Annotated in this window: 23 protein-coding genes and 1 tRNA gene; 5 read left to right on the forward strand and 19 right to left on the reverse strand. The window is 55.9% G+C overall.

Going from position 1 to position 20,420, the window contains the following annotated elements:
• Positions 1-8 precede the first annotated feature (8 nt).
• The 4 genes from CRP02_RS18830 to CRP02_RS18845 form a co-directional block, all read right to left on the reverse strand.
• The gene (locus CRP02_RS18830) at positions 9-1,232 is read right to left on the reverse strand and encodes a phage portal protein (RefSeq protein ID WP_097171984.1); all 1,224 of its coding nucleotides are present in this window, start codon (positions 1,230-1,232) and stop codon (positions 9-11) included.
• Positions 1,232-2,872 (reverse strand): terminase large subunit, encoded by a 1,641-nt coding sequence (locus CRP02_RS18835; RefSeq protein WP_097171985.1) that lies wholly within the window; start codon positions 2,870-2,872, stop codon positions 1,232-1,234. The genes CRP02_RS18830 and CRP02_RS18835 overlap by 1 nt, the downstream gene beginning before the upstream one ends.
• A gap of 12 nt (positions 2,873-2,884) precedes the next feature.
• Positions 2,885-3,340 carry a terminase small subunit gene (locus tag CRP02_RS18840; protein WP_097171986.1) on the reverse strand — a complete coding sequence of 152 codons (456 nt, stop codon included), beginning with the start codon at positions 3,338-3,340 and terminating at the stop codon, positions 2,885-2,887.
• Positions 3,341-3,567: 227 nt separating this feature from the next.
• Positions 3,568-3,885, reverse strand: coding sequence for an HNH endonuclease (locus tag CRP02_RS18845; RefSeq protein WP_097171987.1), 318 nt, complete (start codon positions 3,883-3,885; stop codon positions 3,568-3,570).
• A 60-nt stretch (positions 3,886-3,945) separates the two neighbouring features.
• On the opposite strand from CRP02_RS18845, the gene CRP02_RS18850 reads away from it, so the two are divergent.
• On the forward strand, positions 3,946-4,356 hold the full coding sequence (locus CRP02_RS18850; protein WP_143539330.1) for a hypothetical protein: 411 nt from the start codon (positions 3,946-3,948) through the stop codon (positions 4,354-4,356).
• A gap of 27 nt (positions 4,357-4,383) precedes the next feature.
• Here the strand turns inward: CRP02_RS18850 and CRP02_RS27615 are convergent, their stop codons facing one another.
• The 5 genes from CRP02_RS27615 to CRP02_RS18870 all read right to left on the reverse strand — a co-directional run bounded on the left by CRP02_RS27615 (position 4,384) and on the right by CRP02_RS18870 (position 6,829).
• Positions 4,384-4,539, reverse strand: a complete 156-nt coding sequence (locus CRP02_RS27615; protein WP_179784071.1) for a hypothetical protein — start codon at positions 4,537-4,539, stop codon at positions 4,384-4,386.
• Between the two features lie 120 nt (positions 4,540-4,659).
• Positions 4,660-4,736 (reverse strand) — tRNA-Met (locus tag CRP02_RS18855).
• A gap of 226 nt (positions 4,737-4,962) precedes the next feature.
• Complete coding sequence (locus tag CRP02_RS18860; RefSeq protein WP_097171989.1) at positions 4,963-5,910, reverse strand: hypothetical protein; 948 nt, start codon at positions 5,908-5,910, stop codon at positions 4,963-4,965.
• The gene (locus CRP02_RS18865; protein ID WP_097171990.1) at positions 5,910-6,314 is read right to left on the reverse strand and encodes a hypothetical protein; all 405 of its coding nucleotides are present in this window, start codon (positions 6,312-6,314) and stop codon (positions 5,910-5,912) included. Before CRP02_RS18865 ends, CRP02_RS18860 begins: the two co-directional genes overlap by 1 nt.
• 44 nt (positions 6,315-6,358) lie before the next feature.
• Entirely contained in the window at positions 6,359-6,829 is a 471-nt protein-coding gene (locus tag CRP02_RS18870; RefSeq protein ID WP_097171991.1) for a VRR-NUC domain-containing protein, read from the reverse strand.
• 827 nt (positions 6,830-7,656) lie between these two features.
• On the opposite strand from CRP02_RS18870, the gene CRP02_RS18880 reads away from it, so the two are divergent.
• Complete coding sequence (locus tag CRP02_RS18880) at positions 7,657-9,540, forward strand: NACHT domain-containing protein (RefSeq protein ID WP_097171993.1); 1,884 nt, start codon at positions 7,657-7,659, stop codon at positions 9,538-9,540.
• A 50-nt stretch (positions 9,541-9,590) separates the two neighbouring features.
• On the opposite strand, the gene CRP02_RS18885 is transcribed toward CRP02_RS18880, so the two are convergent.
• The 6 genes from CRP02_RS18885 to CRP02_RS27620 form a co-directional block, all read right to left on the reverse strand.
• Positions 9,591-11,834, reverse strand: coding sequence for a bifunctional DNA primase/polymerase (locus tag CRP02_RS18885; RefSeq protein ID WP_323455378.1), 2,244 nt, complete (start codon positions 11,832-11,834; stop codon positions 9,591-9,593).
• Complete coding sequence (locus CRP02_RS18890; protein WP_143539331.1) at positions 11,831-12,208, reverse strand: hypothetical protein; 378 nt, start codon at positions 12,206-12,208, stop codon at positions 11,831-11,833. The genes CRP02_RS18885 and CRP02_RS18890 overlap by 4 nt, the downstream gene beginning before the upstream one ends.
• Before the next feature lie 85 nt (positions 12,209-12,293).
• A complete protein-coding gene (locus tag CRP02_RS18895; RefSeq protein WP_097171996.1) occupies positions 12,294-12,941 on the reverse strand; it encodes a hypothetical protein in 648 nt (215 codons plus the stop codon).
• 55 nt (positions 12,942-12,996) lie between these two features.
• Positions 12,997-13,176: a hypothetical protein gene (locus CRP02_RS18900; protein WP_097171997.1), complete on the reverse strand. Its 180-nt coding sequence runs from the start codon at positions 13,174-13,176 to the stop codon at positions 12,997-12,999.
• Positions 13,173-13,562 (reverse strand): hypothetical protein, encoded by a 390-nt coding sequence (locus CRP02_RS18905; RefSeq protein WP_097171998.1) that lies wholly within the window; start codon positions 13,560-13,562, stop codon positions 13,173-13,175. The genes CRP02_RS18900 and CRP02_RS18905 overlap by 4 nt, the downstream gene beginning before the upstream one ends.
• Before the next feature lie 491 nt (positions 13,563-14,053).
• Positions 14,054-14,218 carry a hypothetical protein gene (locus CRP02_RS27620; RefSeq protein WP_179784072.1) on the reverse strand — a complete coding sequence of 55 codons (165 nt, stop codon included), beginning with the start codon at positions 14,216-14,218 and terminating at the stop codon, positions 14,054-14,056.
• A gap of 435 nt (positions 14,219-14,653) precedes the next feature.
• Between CRP02_RS27620 and CRP02_RS18920 the strand changes: the two genes are divergently transcribed.
• Both CRP02_RS18920 and CRP02_RS18925 read left to right on the forward strand, forming a co-directional pair.
• Positions 14,654-15,343 (forward strand): fumarylacetoacetate hydrolase family protein, encoded by a 690-nt coding sequence (locus CRP02_RS18920; RefSeq protein WP_097172001.1) that lies wholly within the window; start codon positions 14,654-14,656, stop codon positions 15,341-15,343.
• Positions 15,344-15,380: 37 nt separating this feature from the next.
• Positions 15,381-15,914: a gamma carbonic anhydrase family protein gene (locus CRP02_RS18925; protein WP_097172002.1), complete on the forward strand. Its 534-nt coding sequence runs from the start codon at positions 15,381-15,383 to the stop codon at positions 15,912-15,914.
• A 39-nt stretch (positions 15,915-15,953) separates the two neighbouring features.
• On the opposite strand, the gene zur is transcribed toward CRP02_RS18925, so the two are convergent.
• The 3 genes from zur to znuC are packed head-to-tail and all read right to left on the reverse strand — an operon-like array spanning position 15,954 to position 18,083.
• On the reverse strand, positions 15,954-16,358 hold the full coding sequence (zur, locus tag CRP02_RS18930; RefSeq protein ID WP_025593459.1) for a zinc uptake transcriptional repressor Zur: 405 nt from the start codon (positions 16,356-16,358) through the stop codon (positions 15,954-15,956).
• Positions 16,355-17,173: a zinc ABC transporter permease subunit ZnuB gene (gene znuB / locus CRP02_RS18935; RefSeq protein ID WP_097172003.1), complete on the reverse strand. Its 819-nt coding sequence runs from the start codon at positions 17,171-17,173 to the stop codon at positions 16,355-16,357. Before znuB ends, zur begins: the two co-directional genes overlap by 4 nt.
• Positions 17,166-18,083, reverse strand: a complete 918-nt coding sequence (gene znuC / locus CRP02_RS18940; protein WP_097172004.1) for a zinc ABC transporter ATP-binding protein ZnuC — start codon at positions 18,081-18,083, stop codon at positions 17,166-17,168. The genes znuB and znuC overlap by 8 nt, the downstream gene beginning before the upstream one ends.
• A 104-nt stretch (positions 18,084-18,187) precedes the next feature.
• Between znuC and znuA the strand changes: the two genes are divergently transcribed.
• On the forward strand, positions 18,188-19,174 hold the full coding sequence (gene znuA, locus CRP02_RS18945; protein ID WP_097172005.1) for a zinc ABC transporter substrate-binding protein ZnuA: 987 nt from the start codon (positions 18,188-18,190) through the stop codon (positions 19,172-19,174).
• Positions 19,175-19,195: 21 nt separating this feature from the next.
• Here the strand turns inward: znuA and CRP02_RS18950 are convergent, their stop codons facing one another.
• Positions 19,196-20,248, reverse strand: a complete 1,053-nt coding sequence (locus CRP02_RS18950) for a LacI family transcriptional regulator (protein WP_013636164.1) — start codon at positions 20,246-20,248, stop codon at positions 19,196-19,198.
• Positions 20,249-20,420: the final 172 nt, after the last annotated feature.

Here is a 20,420-nt window from a genome sequence, read left to right on the forward strand (position 1 = left end):
ATTTTCCCTTATGCAGCGCGCGCTGCTGGCGTTGGCGCCGGAGTTTCGGTCTTCCCAAGCGTATCGAGGCGCGTCATCGTGCCGTTCACGATGGCCTTGTTGCCGCCGTCCACTGGAGCCTTGTTCTCGTAAGAACGCGCCTCGTTCGGCGTGTAGATGCCGTTGGTGACCATCTTCGACAAGAATTCTGCCCTCGCCGTGCTGTCGCCGCGAAGCAGGCCCTCCATGTTGAATTTCACGATGGTGGTCTTGCGCGTCTTTTCGTCGAGCAGGTCGCGGTAGACGGCCGATTCAATGCTTTTCACGAGAGGTCCAAGGCAGGTCTTGATGAACTGTAGGATCAGCTGCTCGATGCCACTGCCCCAGGTCGTCGTGCCGTTCGAAGCGTGCCCGATCATCACCGGAGGAACACCGAAAATGCGGCAAATCTGCTCAACGTTGAACTGACGCACCTCAAGCATCTGCGCATCTTTAGGATTGATTGTCAGCTGCTGGTATTTGAGGCCAGCTTCCAGAACGGCAATCTTGCCGGCCTTATCCGAGCCAGCAAACTGCCCAAGAATCTGGCCGAGTTGGTCGCGCTGCTCTTTCTTGAGGATCTGGTCAGACGAAAGAACGCCTGCGACCTGCATCCCGTTAGCGAACATCTTGCCCGCGGTCTTTTCACCCGCCAGAGCATTGCCAACTGTATTGCGAACCACGCCGATCGGAGACATCCCGCGGTCACAGCCAGGCAAGACAGCCCCGCGAACGTGGAACATCTTGTCTTCTGCGATCTTGCGCTTCTTGCCGTTCTCCGTGACCTCGTAGTATCGCGCGTTGCGACTATCGCGGCAGACGTTGACGGCAAGAGGCGGTAACGGATTAAGTGCAACCAGCTTGGCGCCGTTCAGCTTCTTCTCAGCGAAGAAATTGCCGTCGAGGCACAGGCACAAGACAACCATAGCCCAAAAGTCTGATGCCGTGTCATCCAAGTTCGGCATGTCATGCAGCAAATCGTACAGCGGCGAGGCATTATCCACCGTCACGCCGTCATCCTTGTAGACCACGCACGGCAACATGATCACGGCGTTGCGGATCAGATTGACGCACGCCCACACAGCGTCAAGCTGAAGCGCAGTTTCAATCGTGACCGTTTCGCCGGAGGTTGTTCCGAGTCCAAAGAACCCCCGCCAGAACTCACCGTCGGTGAGCTTGATGGGGACTCCGCGCCATTTATCGAGGAAACCCATTAGATCACCATAACCATATTGTTGATGAAGTCGTCCAAGTCACCGCTATCGCTGCCCTCGTAGGTGCCAGCCATCGCTGTCGCCATCGCCAGGGCGACCGCGCCGTCGATGCGGCGCTCGCGGTTATGTTTGACGAGCTTTCGATTGCCGGCAGGATCTGGCTTGACGGTCGCATTCATCATGCACATCGTCAGCACGGGATGGTCGCCGTGAGCCAGATTACCGCTCAGGATGATGCTTTCGAGCTCACGAAGAGCCGGAGACATCGACTGGAATCCCTGCCCGAATGGCTGGAAAACGGCGTCGTCGCCTTCAAGCTGATCGTCGGTAAAACCAGCCTTCTGCAACCACGGCTTCAAGTGCCGAAAGTTCCAGCGGTCGAAGGCGATCTTGCGGATATCCATCTCTTCGAATTGGTCGCGCAGGTAGTGCGCAACAAACTCATAGTCGACAGTCTTGCCAGGTGCTGCTTCGAGGTGGCCGTCGTTGTGCCAGATGTCATACGGCACCCGGTCGGCCTTGGCTTTGGCTCGGATGCCGTCTCCCGGCAACCAGAACGTCGGCTTCACATGCCAGACGGTCTTACCCTTCTGCTCTTTCGGCGCCATCAGCACCAGAGCAGTCAAGTCGCTCACCTCAGAAAGGTCGAGCCCACCAAAGACAGGAAGACCAGCGAAGTCCACAACTCGAGCGTTGCACGCTCGCCAAATAGCCGGCGACACAAACGGAGCATTCGCATCAATCCTTTGATTGAGATGTAGCCAACGAAAGCTGGCCTCTTCTGTTGGCATACGAGACGCGCGCTCTGCGTCGTCGCGCACTGACGAAACGGATTTGAACTTGCCAAGTGCCGGGTTTGCAGCTCTCCACGCTTCCTCGTCGAGGACGTCGCAATCAGCCGGAGCGGTGTAGAGGTGCGATACCGTGCGTGGTGCCTTCGACGTCTCAGCATCATCCAGCCAGCGCGAGAACAGGTCGCCGTCAGTTGCCGCCTGCGTCGAGATGGCGAAGATCATCGCCTTGTCGCCGTACGCGCCCTGCGATGTGACGATAGCTTCCACGAAGTCGTCGTGCGGGCCTTTGATCTGGCCAACCTCGTCGAGGATGGCAACCAGCGGGCTACCGCCGTGCGCGCTCTTAGCCTCGGCCGAGCTGGCCCTGTAAACGACGTTTTTACGCAGACCGACGATCATCTTGCCGGATGGGACGATTCGATACAGCCCTTTCAGGCGCGGCGACATCATCAGCATCTTGCTGGCGTAGTTGAAGACCTCGGCAGCCTGATCGCGGGACCGCGCACCGGACATAATGCGGCTGTTCGGGAACGCCTCTGGGCCAATCACGTGGCCGAGCAAGAGGCAGGCAATGGTAGCCGTCTTGGAGTTCTTACGCGCGATCGACAAATACGCTCGCGACGTGCCGTTCGGGTTGTCGTAAACGGAAAGGATGAACGCGACCTGGAAGTCCAGCAGCCTGATTGGCTGGCCGACAAGCGCGCCTTCTGGCACAACCAGATACTCTTCGATGAAGCGGCACATTTTCTCGCCGCGGGTTAGCTCCGACGTCGGCAGTGCGCGCCAGTCGCGCAGAACCGGGATCGGGCCGCACTTGATGGCGCCGACCACGGCCTCAGAAAGCATTCACAACCTCGATTAGGCTAGGAGTTCGTCGTCCACGCTCGCGCCCGCCTCGATCTCTTTGGCCTGATCGCGCCGCTTGGCTGCGTCCCTCGCCTCGCCTTGTACGGCGCGCGCATGCAGCGCCAGCGATCGGCGAAACGAAAGGATGGAAGAAGCGTGCATCTGGACCACGGATTTCCGCGGGTTGGCTACGGGCGTCCCTTTTTCAGTGACTGCGACCGAACCCTCAGTACGAAGCAGGTCTTGCTCTCTCACTAGGTCTGCCATCGTGCGGGCAAGCATGGCGGCAATTTCAAGCTGGTGCGCCGACCAATCAGCGCGGGCATATTCGGCAATGACATTCTTGAAAAATGGGACGTCGCCGTCGTCGAGCGGCACGTTTTCAGGAAACTGGGTCTCCTCAGAAGCCGCAGAGGCAATCCTCACAGCCTCATCAACGCTGTCGACGCGGCTTTTCTTCTCAGACATGCGGAATCCCCTCGCGCACGCGCGCTTGCGCACGCGCTAGGCAAAAATCTGTGTTTGCATTTGAATTGCGTTACCCCGGCGGTCCTGCGGCGGGTCGATCGTCGACTTTGCGACCACCCCCCCACTTTGGGTAAACCTTTGATTTTACATTATATTTGACATTGTGTCAATAACTATTTTCAATATTATCGCGTAAAATCAGGTATTTATTTGTATTTCTTCGAGTATTACGTTAGCTCGACCGGATATCCATCCACGCCAATCACCACAGCCTGTTGCCCTCGCTCGATGCGAGCCTTCAGCTTGTCATGGCATGGAGCGCACAACGATTGCAGGTTGGATGGGTCATAGAACAAAGCTTCGTCGCCCTTATGTGGCTTGATGTGGTCGCACGTCGTTGCCTCGGTCACATCCTCGATAGCCAGGCAGAACCGACACAATGGCTCAGCAGCAAGCTGGGCCTCTCGCAGTCGCTGCCATCTCGCGGTCTTGTACATGCGACGGTAGATAGCGGCTTCGGCTGAGCGGCCGTAGGGCTTGGGCATTGTGTTGCACCCTTATGACGTGCATCTTAGCTACTGAAGCGGTTAATCTTGGGGGCAAAATTGAGTGATGAAGCGCGGGCTGATGCCCTTGAGAAAGCGTCTATCGACGCGTCTGTCGAGGGGCTGAAGGCCCTGCTTCTTTTGAATGGAGGCGCTTGCATTGCGCTATTAGCGTTTCTGTCTGCCACCATGGGCAAGGAACACACCATTCAGAAAGAAGCGGCATTTGTGGCGGGCGCTACTGATGCGCTCATATTCTTCGCAGGCGGCGCCCTACTTGCCGTTATCACCTGCGTGTTCGCCTATCTCGCTAACCAGGCCTATTCCTCACATTTGCGAGACAGAAGCTATTATCCTCGGCACTGGGGATATGGACACGCTTGGACGCGAGCTGGTCTAATATCAACCGTTGGCTCTTTGGTTTGCTTCGGCTGGGGCGTTTACATAATCTATTCCCATATCTACCGATAACCTGCCGTAAGTATTGGCGACCAGCCACTACGTGGCAAGCCTGCGCATCAGCCACCAGATTCCGTCGACGAGAAGGCACGATAGGAAGCCAACAACTAGACCAATGGGAAGACCACCCCACCACGGATTGAACAGCATGGCGTAAGACATGCCAACCATCAAAATAGTCGCGGCGTTATTCATCGCCCTCTCCCTAAAGGTGGTAGCGTGGCCGCGACATCAGAAACAAAAGCGGCCCGCTCAACCAACTAAGGGAGCGAGCCGCACGATCACCATGCAAGCGGAGGAGAACGCGCATGGGATTGGTTGCGGAGGTGAGATTTGAACTCACGGCCTCCAGCTTATGAGGCTGGCGAGCTACCGGGCTGCTCTACTCCACGATAAAGGATCCCGACCAGCAACCACGCGTCCGTGGTGCACGCCTGTCAATTCAGGGCCAAGCTTGCAAGCAGAGGATTGGGTCGGCCATTTGGATAGTTACCCGCTGCGTTCAGCGGCTGCACCGAATGCAGCATAACGGCGGGGCGGTCGTAACCGCAAAGGGGCGAAGGTATCTTTCGATACCCTCTCACCCCTCGGGGATTTGAATGCGCGTGGCATACGGTCCTATGCTGCGCGGTTTCGGAAGCGGCTTAGCGCCAGCTCGGCAAGCCGCGCCTCTCGCCTATCAATCTCCTGCCACTTAACGCTGATGAAGCCGATCGCGGTGCCGACTACAGCCCTACCGGCGACCGACGGCTGTGTCCGCTCACCGGCCTTCTTGCCGATCTCGGTATACGTTTGCCCTCCCAGCACAGCGTCCTCAAAAGGTTCGGCCAGTGGGCCTAGTGAGTTGCGAAGCTCCGCCAGGATTGGTTTAGCGTCGATATGCTCATTTAGGATTTCATCGGTAATCTTGACGTGCAGGCTTTCGGTCTTGATCACGCTGCCTGAAGCCACGTTGTCGTTGGCTGCGACCACAGTCCTCCGTGGCGGTATCGAATGCGATCCTTTGCTCTTCTTGACCTTCGTAGAGATTTTGATTTCGCCACTCGGGATTTCCTTCCAGTCGCACGCGGCGGCTCGGTCAATGTCCGCTTCTGGTGTGAGGCGTTTAGTTTCCCTTACTACTTCGCCGCCGTCAGCCTTGCTGTAGTCCAACCCCTTCAGCGGCTCCGCCTCGCAGAGCGCCACAAGCCGGCGATAGCGAAGGACGACGGCAATAAGATCTTCCCGCTCGTCACGGCGAAGAGCCTCGAGCAGCGGAAAGTCTTCTCCACGGCTCTGAACACACGCGGGATCACCGATCGACTGTCGCTTCACTATCGCCCTCCGAACCTTCGCCATCTTCTTTGCCTCCTCTGCCGACCTCAGTTCTGCCCGCTGTCGTCCCGCCGCTCTGTCTTCTGCCGTCGGCAAAGTTTTTGGCTTGTCTCTGGTCTTAGCTTCCTCGATCGGCTCCCACGTGCCATCCACCTTTTGAAAGCGAGTGCGCGTGCGATATGGGTGTGGCTGGTCTCCGGTGAAGGCTACCCTGCCGGTGGCGTCGATGATCTGGTCGTCTTGTTGGCTCATCAAACGATCCTCTTGCTGTAATCGGGGATAACTTTCACATCCGGACCAATCGGCAGTTCTCGTATTGCCTCGCTGAGGGCTGTTGGCTCCTCGTCTTTCCCTTCAGCCATCCTCGCGCAGCACTCCCTGACAAACTCCCGCTGTCGGCACGCAAGTAGCCACGCCTGGTCTTTATGGATGAAGTTCTTGCCGCCAACATATTCCTGGAAATGACCGAGAACGCGTCCCTCTAGATTCAGGAATTGCTCTTCAATTGCGGTCCTGACGACGTCAAATCGATCCTTACGTCTGGAATTTTCCAGCCAGTCGAAAGCGCTACGAATGCTGTCAATCGTCTTCTGCCGGCTGGCGTATTGGTACGCCTCGATGCGAATTGAAATTTCACCTACATCGTCTTCGCTCATATCGTCTCCCCTCCGGTGAAAGCGCTTGGTGGGCGCCGTTACTGCTACTTGGTGTTGTCGTTATCGGCCAGCCAGCTTTTGACGAGCGACACGGCCTTGCTTGCCGCTTCCCCTGTGGACGTGAACCGCACCACCTCGACCGGATGCCCCAGTCTGACGAGCGAAGCGTGTCGCTCTACCTGCGGCGGAGACAGCCGACCTTTGCCAACCTTGTTCTCGATCATCCGCAGCACGCCACCCTTGATGTAGATCCGCAGATCCGCCTCACCCGGCGTCATGCCGGTTGCGATAGCATCAGCCTGGGCACGTGGACCGCGCTTGGCTGAATTCATGTCACCCGCGAGCAGGAACTGCCGTCCATACTCTGGCAAGGCACGCAGCGCGCGCACCTGAGCCGCCTGCCCTTCGCTTTCCTTGATGGGTGCATCAGCGACGCTCACCTTGCCCTTGGCGCTCGTGCGGATGACTACGCGCTTACCGTTCATGCGGGTGGTTTGGGTGGTGGCTTTTCCCATGGCGGTCTCCTCGTGGTGTGGTGTCGTGGTGGCGACACACATACTTTCCGAGAGAGGAGCGAAAACGGGTAGTCGATTTGTGAAATATTTTTTGGCCAAAAGGAAAGACCGGCTGAACGCCGGCCTTTTTTCACTAGTGCTGTTCGTCGTCGCGATGAGGGCATCGCCTCATAAGCTTCTTGATTGTTTGTCGGTCACCACCGAACCGGTCCAACACCTCAACCGCCTTGGGCAGGCTGACTGAGTATTCCTGTTGCAATTGCTCGACGGTGTATGGCTGTAGATTGTTCTCTCGCATTGCAGTCTCCTTACGACGCGCAAATGCGACCACCCTGATTCGAGTTCCAGTCAAAATGCAGGTTGCACCCGGAATGCCATAGCCGCCCATTTCCAACCCTACTTTCAGGGAATGGCGTTCCCATACGCCTTCCCCTCTGTAAGAGGGGTAAAGACCGGGAACGCGGGAACGTCAATGATTTCATATAGTTACGCCATTTCCGGAAGCGATGGGAACGCCGGAAATGGGAACGTGTTTTTCAATGATATCAATAACTTACCGTTCCCGTTTCCATGGGAACGGCCATTTCTGAAATTTCCGGGACCGATAAATGACATTCCAGTTTACGTACTGATAGCGATCTTAGAAGTTCCCCCTCGGGGCCAAATTTATAAGGTTAAGAACTTTTCTACAAAACTGACAAGCCAGCCCGCATGACTACTATCAATAGCGACACATGCCCATGGCATTACTCTGAAAAAGTCGACAACCCTGCATTGAAAAAACGTTCGTACCTAGCTAGCATCACACCAAGAAACAGGGGGAAGAATTGTTAAATCTCGATTCAATCACGGCCTCGGTCCTAACCGGCTTAGTAAAAGACTCATTCTCCAAAGTTACGGGTCACGCAACAGGCGCCATCAAAACGGCGTGGCTGAGAGTGTTCGAAGATTTTGGGCCTTATATGCAGCAAACATTCGACCGCAATCGTTACGTGCGTATTCTGTCACAAAAGGACAAAGACGAGTACATTTATGACATCTACGTGGGACCGACTTTTACCAGTGGAACCGCAAATATTTCAGATAAAAACTTGATAGAAAAGATTAACGAGGGTCGCAACTGCGTGATAGTCGGCAACGGCGGTGCAGGCAAGACATTCTTCATGCGACACCTCTGGCTAACAGTTTTCACGTATCACTCAAAAAAGGCGCCTATTTTTATCGAGCTGCGAAAGCTAAACGAACTACCCACGGCTGATTTGTTTCACTTTATCAGGAAGTCCATATCAATGGAAAAGCTTCCTCCAGACGTCTTCGACCATTTTTGTATGAGCGGCGCTTTTCTTTTCATCTTTGATGGTTTCGACGAAGTCGTATCGCATCACAAAGAGCCCCTTCAGAGCCAAATTCTTCTCATGCAAGCACACTACCGGAATTGCACCTTTGTAGTGTCAAGCAGATATGAGGATAGGTTTTCTGGATGGCAAAGTTTTGAAGTTTATGAAACTGCACCTTTCAACTTCAAGCAGATTAAAAAACTGATCAAGCGTGTGCCATTCGACAAGGACTCTAAGCGCTTATTTTCAGAAAAACTTACACAGGAATTCTATGACGAACATGTCGAGTTCCTATCCAATCCTCTGCTTGCAGTCATGATGATGATGACTTTCCGAGAACATATGGAAATCCCCAAAAGGATGAATATCTTCTACGACCAAGCGTTCAACACGCTTTACCACTGGCACGACGCGACGAAGGCGTACCGCCGAGAAAAGTCATTAGACATAATCGAATTTCAAAAATCATTTAGTACATTCTGCCTGATTTCTTACTTTGAAGAGCGATACGAATTTACCAAGAGCGAGATTGAGGACCTTATCTCAAAAAGTTCATCTATCGCGGGAATTGAAACCGATAGTGGACCAATCCTGCACGACTACCAAGAGTCGGTAAACCTGATAAAACAGGAAGGCTTGCAATACACGTTCATTCATCGTTCGTTTCAGGAGTACTTCACCGCCTACGCGCTTATCCGTCTTCCGGCCCAAAGTTTTGGCGATGCCATTAAGCGTATATCGTCGAGATCGAACGATAATGTCATGTCGATGTGCTATGAGATGGATAAATCATTGGTTCTTATGCAGTACATAGCGCCACTTATATCTCGACTACAAACTGCGGGTTTTTTCGACTTTCATCTGAAACCTTTCGAGTACGGCAAAAAATGCGGAATTAGTTACAGCTCTTTCGTTGAATCGTCTGGTGATCCGGAGGAACCACACCACGCTGCTGTAAGCACCTCGTTGCCATCACTGCTTCAGGAATTCATGTCTGTAAGCTCAAAACTCCTGGGTTTTGAAGGCAATCATCAGCTTTACGCGCACAACACCTTTATAACGTCGGACGTTTACAGAGCGCTTGATTTACCATCTAGCCATTTGCGTCACGGTATGGCCGGGCAAGTGAATATCGTTTGTGAAAACAACAGCATAGTATTCAAATCTGCCGCTGGCGAGGACGCAAAGACAAACGACGCAATTCTAGAAATCTATATAACCGCGCACGATCAAATCGTGAGTACGTTAGAAGCGAATTTCAAATTGGCCATGAACAAGATTGGCGTCATGAAGGACACTTGGGAGCGCGAATTAAATAAAATCGTAGAGCAGACTAAAACATTGGACCAAATATTGAGATTGACTGCCACGTAATGTAGGGTGCGAGTTATGATAAGGGCGGCCACTCCACCGCCCTTCTTTTCTCACATCCGTGCCGCTCCCGTCGTGAACGAACCCATCCCAGTCGCGAAATATCCGCCTGGTACGTCAAGCCACTTCGCGATCTTCTCGCCCTTCGCTGCCGCCCTGACAAGCATGCCCTTTCCGAGGGCATCGTCCACCAGGCCGTGAAGCCGTGATTTCGACAGAGCCTTCAGCTCGTCCGGAAGTCGTTCACGCATCTCGAATACGCCGCTGGCACCCGTTTTTGTGAATGGCGCGCCTGCATTTGCCGCCGCTTCGGCCGTCACCACCAATGCACCAATCAAGTCACCGGTTGGCGGCCCCCCCGAGCCAAGCAGCGCAGTCTTGTCGACAAGCAGGCCGTGGTCATTGCGGACGTATGTCGAGATAACACGCCGAGCTGCGCCGTTGGCTTTTACGACACCACCTAGTACCACCCTCCCCGGCGTAAACTCAACGCCGACTGTTTTGCAGACTTTCCGCGCCCTTGCCTCTTCTGCCGGCCACATGGCGTATGCGAGCCGCAGACCATCGACCAAGGCCGTGCTTCCGCGGATGCTGTCACGAGCATCGCCGAGCGTCTCGATAGGCTTTTGCGTTTTCCGCATGTGATGTGCCACGAGGACGGTGGCTCCGGTCTCGGTCGCCAGTCGAGAGAGCGATGTGCAAACGAACTGCCCTGCGGCTGGGTCCTCGTTGAGCGGGAGGTGCGCGAAGCTGGCCAACGGATCAAATGTCACCAACCGGAGATCATCGATTTCGGATAGCTGATCGCAGATGCGATGATAGTTGTCCGTCTCTTGCAGTCCCTTCTTTTTGTCGTCCTTCCAGAAGGCCTGGGCGCCACCCGCAGACGGAAGCGGGACGACGATCATCTTCCGACCGAGTTCGGAAAACCTGTGCTCCTTATGGTCCAGAGCAGCGATGCGGCGATGAACTTCACTGGCGTCGTCTTCGCTTGTGATCATCACCGATGTGCCACGCGCCAACACCTTTCCTCCAAAAATCGGGGCGTCGCAAACACTGGATCCAAAAGACACGCGTCGATGCAGTTCGAGCATGGCGTACGATTTGCCGGTGTCACCCATCGCACAGACCATTCCAGGCACGCCCGCGGGCATCACGCCCTCTACCAAATACTCGACCTTCGGCGGCTCGCCTTTGAAGCGGTCGACGGTCCAGTCGAAGATCGAGAACGTCGGGCCGTTGCTGACATTGTCGTTCGCGGCGACTTTCTCTTCTAGGCGAGCAAGTCGCTTCGCAACACTGTTTACGATGAAGCGCGATATAGCATCTTGGTCCATCATCGGCGTGTTGTCGTGCGCCGGTAAGTCGGGCTCTGGAATATGGCGCGGGTTCTGCATGCCAGCCTTCAGGCCGTTCTCAATTGTCTTGCAGCAGCGAGACCAGTCCCTGCTCCAGCCTCGCGCTACGTCCTGCAGCAGTGCGCGTGCCTCGGCCTCGCTCAGCGCGCCCGCGCCCACTATAGTGCCGATCGAGAATGCAGCGTCGTTGAGCGCATTGTTGCGCGTACCCATAGGCGCGCCAGCAAGGTCCGCCAGTTCCCGATCAACGGCGGCATCCACATAGGCGTTGTTGGTTGCGGCCGACAGACTGTACTGCGTGTGAGCGGGCGCCGACTTCGGCAGCAACAGGTCGAGCAGCCATGCCGGCGCATTCGCGATCTCGCGCGTGTCCGTTTCCCACTTGTAGGAGCGGCCGTTGGCCATCGTGCTACCAGCTGCGAGCACGTAGCCGCCTTCGGAGCGGATATCCACGCCAGCACCGAGTGCGCCGCGGTTGCGCGTGCCCACGACGTACTTGAAGTAGATATGAAGTCCCCCGTTCGGGCTGGTTACGCGTGCCGTGTCTGGCAGCGGCCCGTGCTCGGCTTCCATCTCAGAAAGCCAGTCGAAACCATTGGCGCCGCCAGGCTTATTGTCGATGTCCAGCGCGAAGAAGCCGGTCTTCTCGCCCGTGGGCAAGCCAACGGCAGCATCTGGATATTTGGTCCACATCCGTTCGATAAGCGGCCGATTGAGGGTTGCGCCCTTGAAGCCGTTGGGCGTCAAAGGCGTCTTCTCGCCGAGCGTGATGATCTCGCCGGTTGCCTGGTCGACGTGCTCTTCGGCATGCGAACGGCATGGAAATACGGGCCATGCTTTGTCGTTATAAGATAAAGCCACGCCAACCGGTTGCGGCATGGGGGGTAATGGAGGCGGGTTACCGACCGTCGAAAGCTTTGAATGGCGAGCAAGTTTCACGCAACCACCTTCCTTAGTCCAAACGGCATGAAGTCGATCGCGTATTTCCCGTCGTTGCGCATGGAAAAAAATCGACCAAGTAATTCTCTCGTGTTCGAAATTTCATCCCGGATACCGCACGCGACGCAAAAAGCGAGGAACCGCTCAGAGGCTTTGCAGCCTTCTTTATTCAACATGAAATGAAAAGACTGCTCGAGCCTGGTTTGGTCGCCATCGGTTGGCTCAGCGAAGACATTCAATCTTACCATGTCGTTTTCCACGTGGTGGTCTATGGCCCAAACGCGCCAATTTCGCCACGAAGACTCCAGGTATTTAAATGAAGGCACCGCAATTCTGAGCGAATAATTATCAGCAAAACTGCTTTCGTTTTTCATAGACAAGCCTCACTTATCGGCGATTGGGTAGGTACCTGCCGACAAGTGCCGGCACGTTGTTAGCGGTGTGATTGGGGGTGTGTGGTTAGGCGGCCAGCGTAACGGGATTAACTACGAAAATATCGTAAGCCTCCTGTCCAGATAATTCGCCTTTTTCGTAAAGACGCGCCGCAATGGCTTCGATTGCCGTCCAATTATGACGTACCAGAGCGCGCGCTTCCATCCTCAGCTGAATCCAGCTTCGCGCAGGAAAAAAGCTGTGCGGCAAATGGAATGATGATATCACCCTAGATACCTTATCCACTTCACGGAGATCGCCACGCCCGGTGTCCATATTGATGTCTAGACTCGCACTGGATAGCCCCCGCTCGTTAGTAACCTCGGCGTAGGGACCAGACAGCAGAACAAGCGCGTGCATCTCTAAGGTCTCCGCGCATTCCTTCTTTTCGTCTCTCGACATGTTTGCGAAGAATTTTAGTTTGTCAGTCCAAATGCTGGCGACGGTAAACAGCCCTAGGCTATCTTCCACACGTCGCCCATGAAAATCCGATAAGAATCCGTCGCCGTTCTTATCCACTCTCATACCAACTAGAACGTCGCGGGCGGGTAGTTTCAAGCACTGGGCCGCAATGAATAATGCAACGGCATGGCCCGCTTCATGACAGGCGGTGCCATAGAGAAACTCCGGCGTGACATCGAACTCGTCGATCGTTTCAGCGAGATTTTTTGACAAAACTTCTCCTTCGCCGGCAGCGCCGGACGTTGAATGTGGTTGGGAATGGTGGTGGTTACCCTGCTTGCGCAGCCTCAGTTAGAACAGACTCGAACGCTTCGATTATCATCTGAAGTCGCGCCAATTCTTCTGAGAGAAATGGGCCGTTTTCGCCTTCAGCGAACGCTTGAACCCAATCTTCCCGCTGTGTTTTCAGCTCTCGATATGCAGCTTGAATGGCTGCGATATTGCTCATGCTGCGCGCGTCGAACGAATGTCGGCCTTCAGTTCAACAGCGAAAGCAGCCATCCGGTCGTCATATTCTTCAACGCGCTTGGCGATGCGTTTGTTAACAGCTGACACGATGTGATCTTCAATGCGGGAGACTTGGCCACTGAGCCATAGCCGTGCAGCTTCGGCTCTAGCCTCTTCATGTGTCGACCAATAGCTCACGTTGCCGGGCGAGTAGTCGAACTGAACCTCATACGGGCGGCCGTTTTCTCCGCCACACACGGCAGCGACATTGTCGACGTAGCACTCGTCTGCCTCGGCTGCCCGCAGAACTTGCGTGATCGGCATTGCCTCGTTCTCCTCGGCGAACTGCATAATTTTCGCGACAATTATTTCGTGATTTTCAAACATAGTCTCTCCTCTCGCCGGCAGCGCCGGACGTTGAATGGTTGGTGATTTGCACAGGGATTAGATGGCAGTCAGCCGTCCGTCATGTGATCCAGGAACGCTTCCCGCTTCTCTTTTGAACTTAGGTCGATCGAGGCGAGACTGACACGCGAAGCGGTACATATAGCGGTCGACCCGTTCCCAAATGTGAGCTCGGGGTTGCCGTCGACGAACTTTGTGATCTTGCCTTTTATGCTGACGCCGGTGACCGCATGGTACACGACCGCGTCTCCAACTCCGTATTGCTTCAAAGGGTCGGTCATATACTCACCCTCGCCCGCCCGTTATCGTTCGCAAAGTCATAAACGGCCGTTCTACGCGAGCCGGCAAGCCAAGCATCAAGATCGCGCGTATCATACTGCACACGGCCGCCTGTCTTGAGGTAAACCGGACCCGTACCAAACAGGCGGGATTTGTTGAGCCAGGATGGCGACATTCCTAAATATGATGCTGCGTCAAGCGTGTTCAAACGTTCCATGGTGCTCCTCATAATGCAGGACGGAATCCTGACGTGAAATGTATCGCTCTGATTTTTTTGAGAAGGATCGGTCACCGGCAATGCCGGGTTTGGGTTTACGGCGCTGCGCACCGGTGAGCCAGTTTTCCTGGCGCTGCTTCATGAAGGGCACCACCCCTTCAAATGCCGCGACCACCACAATCGCGAACACCCAATGTATAGACGGAATTTACAAATTTTTCGACTGATTTATTCGTCAGCCGTTGCAATAAATAATTTGACGCGGGTTTTACAAATTTCCGTTTTTGTCGCTGGATCGCCAGCAGTGTCATAGACAGCGGTACAACGAGAGGTACAACAAGCTTACTATACGCCCTGATTTGTAGCCTAGTCGGTCCAATCGATCATCGGGGCCACGGCAAAGATTTTTTCGCCGTTTGCAAGCGCTTGTCTGTACATGAATTAACCTCTTTGCGGCGGCTTCTACAGCAAAGGACCGCAAAAAGCCAGTTTTGCGGTTGCGGTCATTTTGAACTGGAAATCGCCCAGGAATCGCGGGACAAGACTTGCAGTTCTAAAAAAGACGACAGGAAATCCCATGGCCGCCACCGTCATTCCAGTTCCACAACCCGTTCTTCTGCCTGTAGAGGACACAAACGAGATGTTCCCCGTGCGGCGGGTCTATTGTGTCGGCCGCAATTATGCCGATCACGCCATTGAGATGGGCCACGATCCTTCACGGGAACCGCCGTTTTATTTCCAGAAAAATCCGGACAACCTTCTGCCTGCGGGTCAGGATTTCCCCTACCCTTCGATGTCGTCGAACGTGCATTACGAAGTCGAATGCGTCGTGGTGTTGAAAAGCGGCGGTGCGGATATTTCGGCAAGCGATGCGCAGGGCCACGTCTGGGGTTACGCGGTCGGCATCGATATGACGCGCCGCGACCTTCAGGATGGTTTGAAGAAGATGGGACGCTCGTGGGAGGGCGCAAAAGCGTTCGAATATTCCGCGCCGGTCTCCGCCATCGTTCCCGCAGACAAGATAGGCCATCCGTCGACCGGTGCGATCTGGCTTGATGTCAATGGTGAGCGCAAGCAGACGGGCGATCTTGCGCAGATGATCTGGAAAGTGCCGGAAGTGATTGCCGAGCTTTCCAAGCTGTTCACGCTTGCCGCTGGCGATGTCATCATGACCGGCACGCCGGCGGGCGTCGGCCCCATCGTGCGCGGCGATCGGATCGAGTGTGGTGTAGACGGTGTCGGCACCCTGTCCGTTACGGTCGCCTGATCGCTATCGACGCATAATCCAGAGGGAGAGAACCGCAATGCCGCTTTATCGCCTCGCAGATCGGGTGCCTCAGACCCCTGCCCCGGATCGCTACTGGGTCGCACCCGATGCGAATGTCATTGGCTCGGTCATCCTTGCCGAGGATGTCGGCATCTGGTTCGGCGCAACGCTGCGCGGCGATAATGATCCAATCAGCATCGGTCGCGGTACCAATATTCAGGACGGCGTGATGGTGCACAGCGATCTCGGTTTTACCGCCACGATCGGCGAAATGTGCACCATCGGCCACCACGCCATCATCCACGGCTGCACCATCGGCGACAATTCGCTCGTCGGCATGGGCGCAACGATCCTGAACGGCGCAAAGATCGGCCGCAACTGCTTGGTCGGCGCCAATGCGCTGGTGACGGAGGGCAAGGAGTTTCCCGACAATTCCCTGATCGTCGGATCGCCGGCGCGCGCCATCCGAACGCTGGATGACGAGGCCGTCGCCAGCATCCGCCGCTCGGCGGAAAATTACATCGAAAACTGGAAGCGTTTTTCGAAGGATCTGGAAGTCATCGAAAAATGACGGATGGCGGGAAAGAACGCCCGCTGTCGCCAAACGGTGCTATCCCGCGCAGGCGGCGCACAGACCACGAATTTCGATAGTGGTCTTTTCCGCCTTGAACTTGCTGTCCTTGACCCAGCGCTCGAGGCGATGGTCGATCTCGTGATCGTGAAACTCGTTCACCTGCCCGCAGGATTCGCAAATGGCAAAGGCGACGGTGCCATGGTGATGCGAGCAGCATTCGGCCTGCGTGTGGGTGCAGGCAACAAAGGCGTTGAGACTTTCAAGCCGGTGCACGAGACCATATTCCACCAGTTTTTCCAACGCCCGGTAGACCTGAAGCGGCGCGCGAAAACCATCGTCGCGCAGCTTGTCGAGGATCACATAGGCGCTGAGCGGCGCATGCGCATTCGACAGGGCATTCATGACCAGCGACTGGTTTTTGGTAAGGTTCTGCGCATTCATGACTTGCCTCCTTCATCTGCGGAGCGGGAAAAACCCGGTGCCGGCAACAGGCTTATAACGAACAGGATCACGGCGGCAACCACGATGGACGGTCCTGATGGTGTGTCGTAACTCAGCGATCCGAACAGGCCGCCAACAACGGCAACCGCTCCGATCAGAGACGCGACCACAGCCATCACCTCAGGCGTGGAAGAAAAACGTCTGGCTGTCGCCGCCGGTATGATGAGCAGCGATGTGATCAACATGATGCCGACCACCTTCATGGCGATGGCAATCACCAGCGCCATCAACAGCGTGAAGATGAGCTTGGAGCGTTCCGGGTTCAACCCCTCGGCCTCGGCCAACTCGGTATTGACGGTGGAGGCCAGCAGAGATCGCCACAGGAACACCATGGAGACCAGCACCACCAGCCCGCCGCCCCAGATCAGCGCTATATCGCTGCGGGTAACGGCCAGAATATCCCCGAATAGGAAGGAGACGAGATCGATGCGCACCCAGCTCATGAAGGCAACGATGACGAGACCGATTGCCAGCGCCGAATGGGAGAGTATGCCGAGGAGCGCATCGGCGGAAAGCGCCTGCCGCCGTTGCAGGAAAATCAGCAGGATCGAAACCGCCGAGGCTACGAGAAACACGCTGACGATGAGGTTGATCTGCAACAGCAGCGACAGCGCAACGCCAAGCAGTGCCGAATGGGCCATCGTATCGCCGAAATAAGCCATGCGCCGCCACACAACGAAGCAGCCAAGAGGACCGGCGGTGAGCGCAACACCGATGCCGGCGATCATGGCGCGAACGAAGAAATCGTCAAACATGCCGTTCTCCCTGCTGGTGGATTGAAGTGGCATGTCCGTCATGCTCGTGGCCGCAGCCGCAGTCCCCATGGTCATGGCTATGGTCATGATGCTGCTCATGCGCATGATGATGGCCATCATCGGGGTGGCAATGTTCGGTCACCGAACCATCCGCGTGCTGCACCCGGCCATCGGGCAGATGGGTATGGTCGTGATGGTGGCTGTAAACGGCAAGCGCCTTGGCGGCCGACCCACCGAAAAGCCGCATATATTCCGGACTCTGGCTCACCGCCTGCGGCGTTCCCCTGCAGCAGACATGGCCGTTAAGGCATATCACGGTATCGGTTTCCGCCATTACCACATGCAGGTCATGCGAGATTAACAGAATTCCACAATTGTTTGAATTCCTGATATTTTTTATCAAATCATAAAGCGCGATCTCCCCGGAGAAATCAACGCCCTGCACGGGCTCGTCGAGAACCAGCAGATCGGGCTTGCGCGCGATGGCGCGGGCAAGAAGCGCGCGCTGGAACTCTCCGCCAGAAAGATGCTGCACTTCCGCATTTGCCAGATGCGCGATACCCGTGGCATTCAGCGCGGCGTCGATTTCGCGCGCGGGAAGCGGCCCGGTCAGCGTCATCAACCGGCGCACAGAAAGCGGCATGGTCCAGTCGACCGAAAGCTTCTGCGGCACATACCCGACCCTCAGACCGGCAATGCGCGATACCGCGCCTTCGCTCGGCTTCAAAACACCGATCGCCATTTTCGCGCTGGTTGATTTGCCCGAACCGTTCGGCCCGATCAACGTGACGATCTCACCCTTGCTGACGGAAAACTCCACGCCGCGCACGAGCCAGCGACCGTTGCGCTGCACGCCGGCATTGGAAAGTGACACCAGTATCTCTTTGCCCTCATGGGCGGAATGAAGCATGGGATTGTCCGATCGGCGATGTTGCTTACCGCTATCGCATACGTTATAGAGTTACGCAATAAATGTAATAACATAACTATACTTCTTCAAGTGGAGTGCATTTCATGAGATCGTTCGTGATCCCGCTCATGGCATCGGTAGCAATAGCGGCGGCCGCCTCCGGCGCCACCGCCGCCCCAAATGTCGTGGTCTCGATCAAGCCTGTCCATTCCCTCGTCGCGGCAATCATGCGTGGCGTGGGCGAACCGCAACTCATTGTCGACGGCGCAGCCTCGCCACATACCTATAATCTGCGGCCTTCCAATGCCCGCACGCTGGAAAAGGCCGATCTGGTCTTCTGGGTCGGGCCTGGACTGGAGGCATTTCTGCAGAAGCCTCTGGAGGCGTTGACCAGCAAGGCAACAGTGGTCGAACTGGAAGACGCCAAGGGGCTGGAAAAGCTTCCCTTCCGCGAAGGCGGCCCTTTCGAGGCGCATGACGATGGCGAAGAGGCCCATGGAGAACATGCCGGCCATGCGGACAGCGAGGGCGCTCATGCCCATGACCATGCGCACGATGACGGCGACCATGAACACGGCGCGTACGACACCCATCTGTGGCTCGATCCGGCCAATGCCAAGGCCATGGCCCAGACGATAGAAACCGCGCTGATTGCCGCCGATGCCGGTAATGCGCAAACCTATCAGGCCAATACGAAAAAACTGATCGACGATCTCGATGCGCTCGACAGCGAAATTGCGGAAACGGTCAAACCCGTGAAGGACAAGCCCTTCATCGTCTTTCACGATGCCTATCAATATTTCGAGCATCGCTACGGCGTAAAAACGGCGGGATCGATCACCGTCAGCCCCGAAACCCTGCCCGGTGCCGATCGCGTCAGGGAGATGCAGGAAAAGGTTCGCCAACTTGGCGCGACCTGCGTTTTTGCCGAACCGCAATTCGAGCCGAGACTGATCTCCGTCATAACCGAAGGCACGGCGGCAAAGTCTGCAACGCTCGATCCCGAAGCGGCTACGCTTGAACCGGGTCCCGATCTCTACTTCAAGATGATGCGCGGCATCGCCGGCTCACTGAAGGATTGCCTGTCCTGATCCGGACAGGCGTTCCTTCTATCAAGGCTTCGGCGCCATTGAGGACCAGACCGGGCGGCTGACGCTTTGCAGCGTTTCTGGCGGCGCACCGTTGATGCGTGCCAGCAGAGCCTTGGCAAGCTCCCTGCCCGCAAGCTTGATGTCCTCGTTGACTGTGTGGATTTGCGGCTGGATCCAGTTAAGGAATTCGGCGGACTGTTTCGACACAATATCGATATCCTTGCCGATCCTGACACCGGCCGCCTCGAACCCCGCCACAAGCGCAATCGTGCTGCTGCCGCTGATGGAGACAATGCCGTCAGGGCGATCGTCTGATTGCATCAGGCGCTTGCCGAAATCGCGGATCTTGTCGAGCGGCGTCTCGATGGTGATGGCATCCAGCGGGAATTCGGAAACGCCGAAATCCCTGATCCCGCGGGTGAACCCCTTGCGGGCGTGGTCGTGGAACGCAAACCGAGATGGCGGCACGATGATGGCGATCCTCTTTCGCCCACATTGCGCCAGCCGCTCGACGGCCTCATAGGCATAAGCCTCGTTATCGAAATCGTGATAGGCGTGCTCAATGCCCATGTCGGACCGCCCATGGGTAACGAAGGGCATTTTGCGCTCCGTCATGAAACGGACGCGCGGATCGTTCGGCTCGATTTTGGAGATAATCACCCCGTCCGCCGAACCGGTCTCGAGAATGTAGCGGATCGGCACCATGGAATCCTTGGCGTGGGTGTGAGGGGTAACGACGAGGTGATATTGCGTCGTCGCCAGGACCTCGGTGATGCCGAAGACCATCTGGCTGGTGAAGCCCATCAATTCCTCGTCGACGCTCAGCACCAGCGCGATCACATTGGTCTTGCCGGTGCGAAGGCGCACACCAGCACGGTTCGGCTGGTAACCGATCTGCTGGGCAATCAGCCGCACGCGCTCCTTGGTTTCCGCGCCGATGTCAGGCGCATCCTTCAGCGCGCGCGACACGGTGGTGATGCCAAGACCCGTCATGTAGGCGATGGTCTTCAAGGTCGGGCGCTCACCTGTTGTCGCCTTCGCTTCGTCCCTGCCGGAATTACCAGTATCGTTCATGTCATTTCGCCACGCTTTGCAGAACAATAATCATAGATAGCTTTTCGTTTCTTGCAAAGGCAAACGTCGCCGGTCGCCGTCATACCCGATCCGGTCTTCGGGCCTTTGGCTATAACGATGTAGGGCGTGGAAAATATCGAACGGGCTTATCCCGGATTACCGACCTTACGCG

The sequence above is a fragment of the Rhizobium sp. AN5 genome (assembly GCF_900215255.1).
GTDB lineage: Bacteria > Pseudomonadota > Alphaproteobacteria > Rhizobiales > Rhizobiaceae > Agrobacterium > Agrobacterium tumefaciens.

What these genes read in the sequence shown, in the direction of transcription:
- CRP02_RS18830 (WP_097171984.1), bottom strand. Translation starts at nt 1,232, where the DNA reads ATGGGTTTCCTCGATAAATGGCGCGGAGTCCCCATCAAGCTCACCGAC.
- CRP02_RS18835 (WP_097171985.1), bottom strand. Translation starts at nt 2,872, where the DNA reads ATGCTTTCTGAGGCCGTGGTCGGCGCCATCAAGTGCGGCCCGATCCCG.
- CRP02_RS18840 (WP_097171986.1), bottom strand. Translation starts at nt 3,340, where the DNA reads ATGTCTGAGAAGAAAAGCCGCGTCGACAGCGTTGATGAGGCTGTGAGG.
- CRP02_RS18845 (WP_097171987.1), bottom strand. Translation starts at nt 3,885, where the DNA reads ATGCCCAAGCCCTACGGCCGCTCAGCCGAAGCCGCTATCTACCGTCGC.
- CRP02_RS27615 (WP_179784071.1), bottom strand. Translation starts at nt 4,539, where the DNA reads ATGAATAACGCCGCGACTATTTTGATGGTTGGCATGTCTTACGCCATG.
- CRP02_RS18860 (WP_097171989.1), bottom strand. Translation starts at nt 5,910, where the DNA reads ATGAGCCAACAAGACGACCAGATCATCGACGCCACCGGCAGGGTAGCC.
- CRP02_RS18865 (WP_097171990.1), bottom strand. Translation starts at nt 6,314, where the DNA reads ATGAGCGAAGACGATGTAGGTGAAATTTCAATTCGCATCGAGGCGTAC.
- CRP02_RS18870 (WP_097171991.1), bottom strand. Translation starts at nt 6,829, where the DNA reads ATGGGAAAAGCCACCACCCAAACCACCCGCATGAACGGTAAGCGCGTA.
- CRP02_RS18890 (WP_143539331.1), bottom strand. Translation starts at nt 12,208, where the DNA reads ATGAAAAACGAAAGCAGTTTTGCTGATAATTATTCGCTCAGAATTGCG.
- CRP02_RS18900 (WP_097171997.1), bottom strand. Translation starts at nt 13,176, where the DNA reads ATGAGCAATATCGCAGCCATTCAAGCTGCATATCGAGAGCTGAAAACA.
- CRP02_RS18905 (WP_097171998.1), bottom strand. Translation starts at nt 13,562, where the DNA reads ATGTTTGAAAATCACGAAATAATTGTCGCGAAAATTATGCAGTTCGCC.
- CRP02_RS27620 (WP_179784072.1), bottom strand. Translation starts at nt 14,218, where the DNA reads ATGAAGCAGCGCCAGGAAAACTGGCTCACCGGTGCGCAGCGCCGTAAA.
- CRP02_RS18920 (WP_097172001.1), top strand. Translation starts at nt 14,654, where the DNA reads ATGGCCGCCACCGTCATTCCAGTTCCACAACCCGTTCTTCTGCCTGTA.
- CRP02_RS18925 (WP_097172002.1), top strand. Translation starts at nt 15,381, where the DNA reads ATGCCGCTTTATCGCCTCGCAGATCGGGTGCCTCAGACCCCTGCCCCG.
- zur (WP_025593459.1), bottom strand. Translation starts at nt 16,358, where the DNA reads ATGAATGCGCAGAACCTTACCAAAAACCAGTCGCTGGTCATGAATGCC.
- znuB (WP_097172003.1), bottom strand. Translation starts at nt 17,173, where the DNA reads ATGTTTGACGATTTCTTCGTTCGCGCCATGATCGCCGGCATCGGTGTT.
- znuC (WP_097172004.1), bottom strand. Translation starts at nt 18,083, where the DNA reads ATGCTTCATTCCGCCCATGAGGGCAAAGAGATACTGGTGTCACTTTCC.
- znuA (WP_097172005.1), top strand. Translation starts at nt 18,188, where the DNA reads ATGAGATCGTTCGTGATCCCGCTCATGGCATCGGTAGCAATAGCGGCG.
- CRP02_RS18950 (WP_013636164.1), bottom strand. Translation starts at nt 20,248, where the DNA reads ATGAACGATACTGGTAATTCCGGCAGGGACGAAGCGAAGGCGACAACA.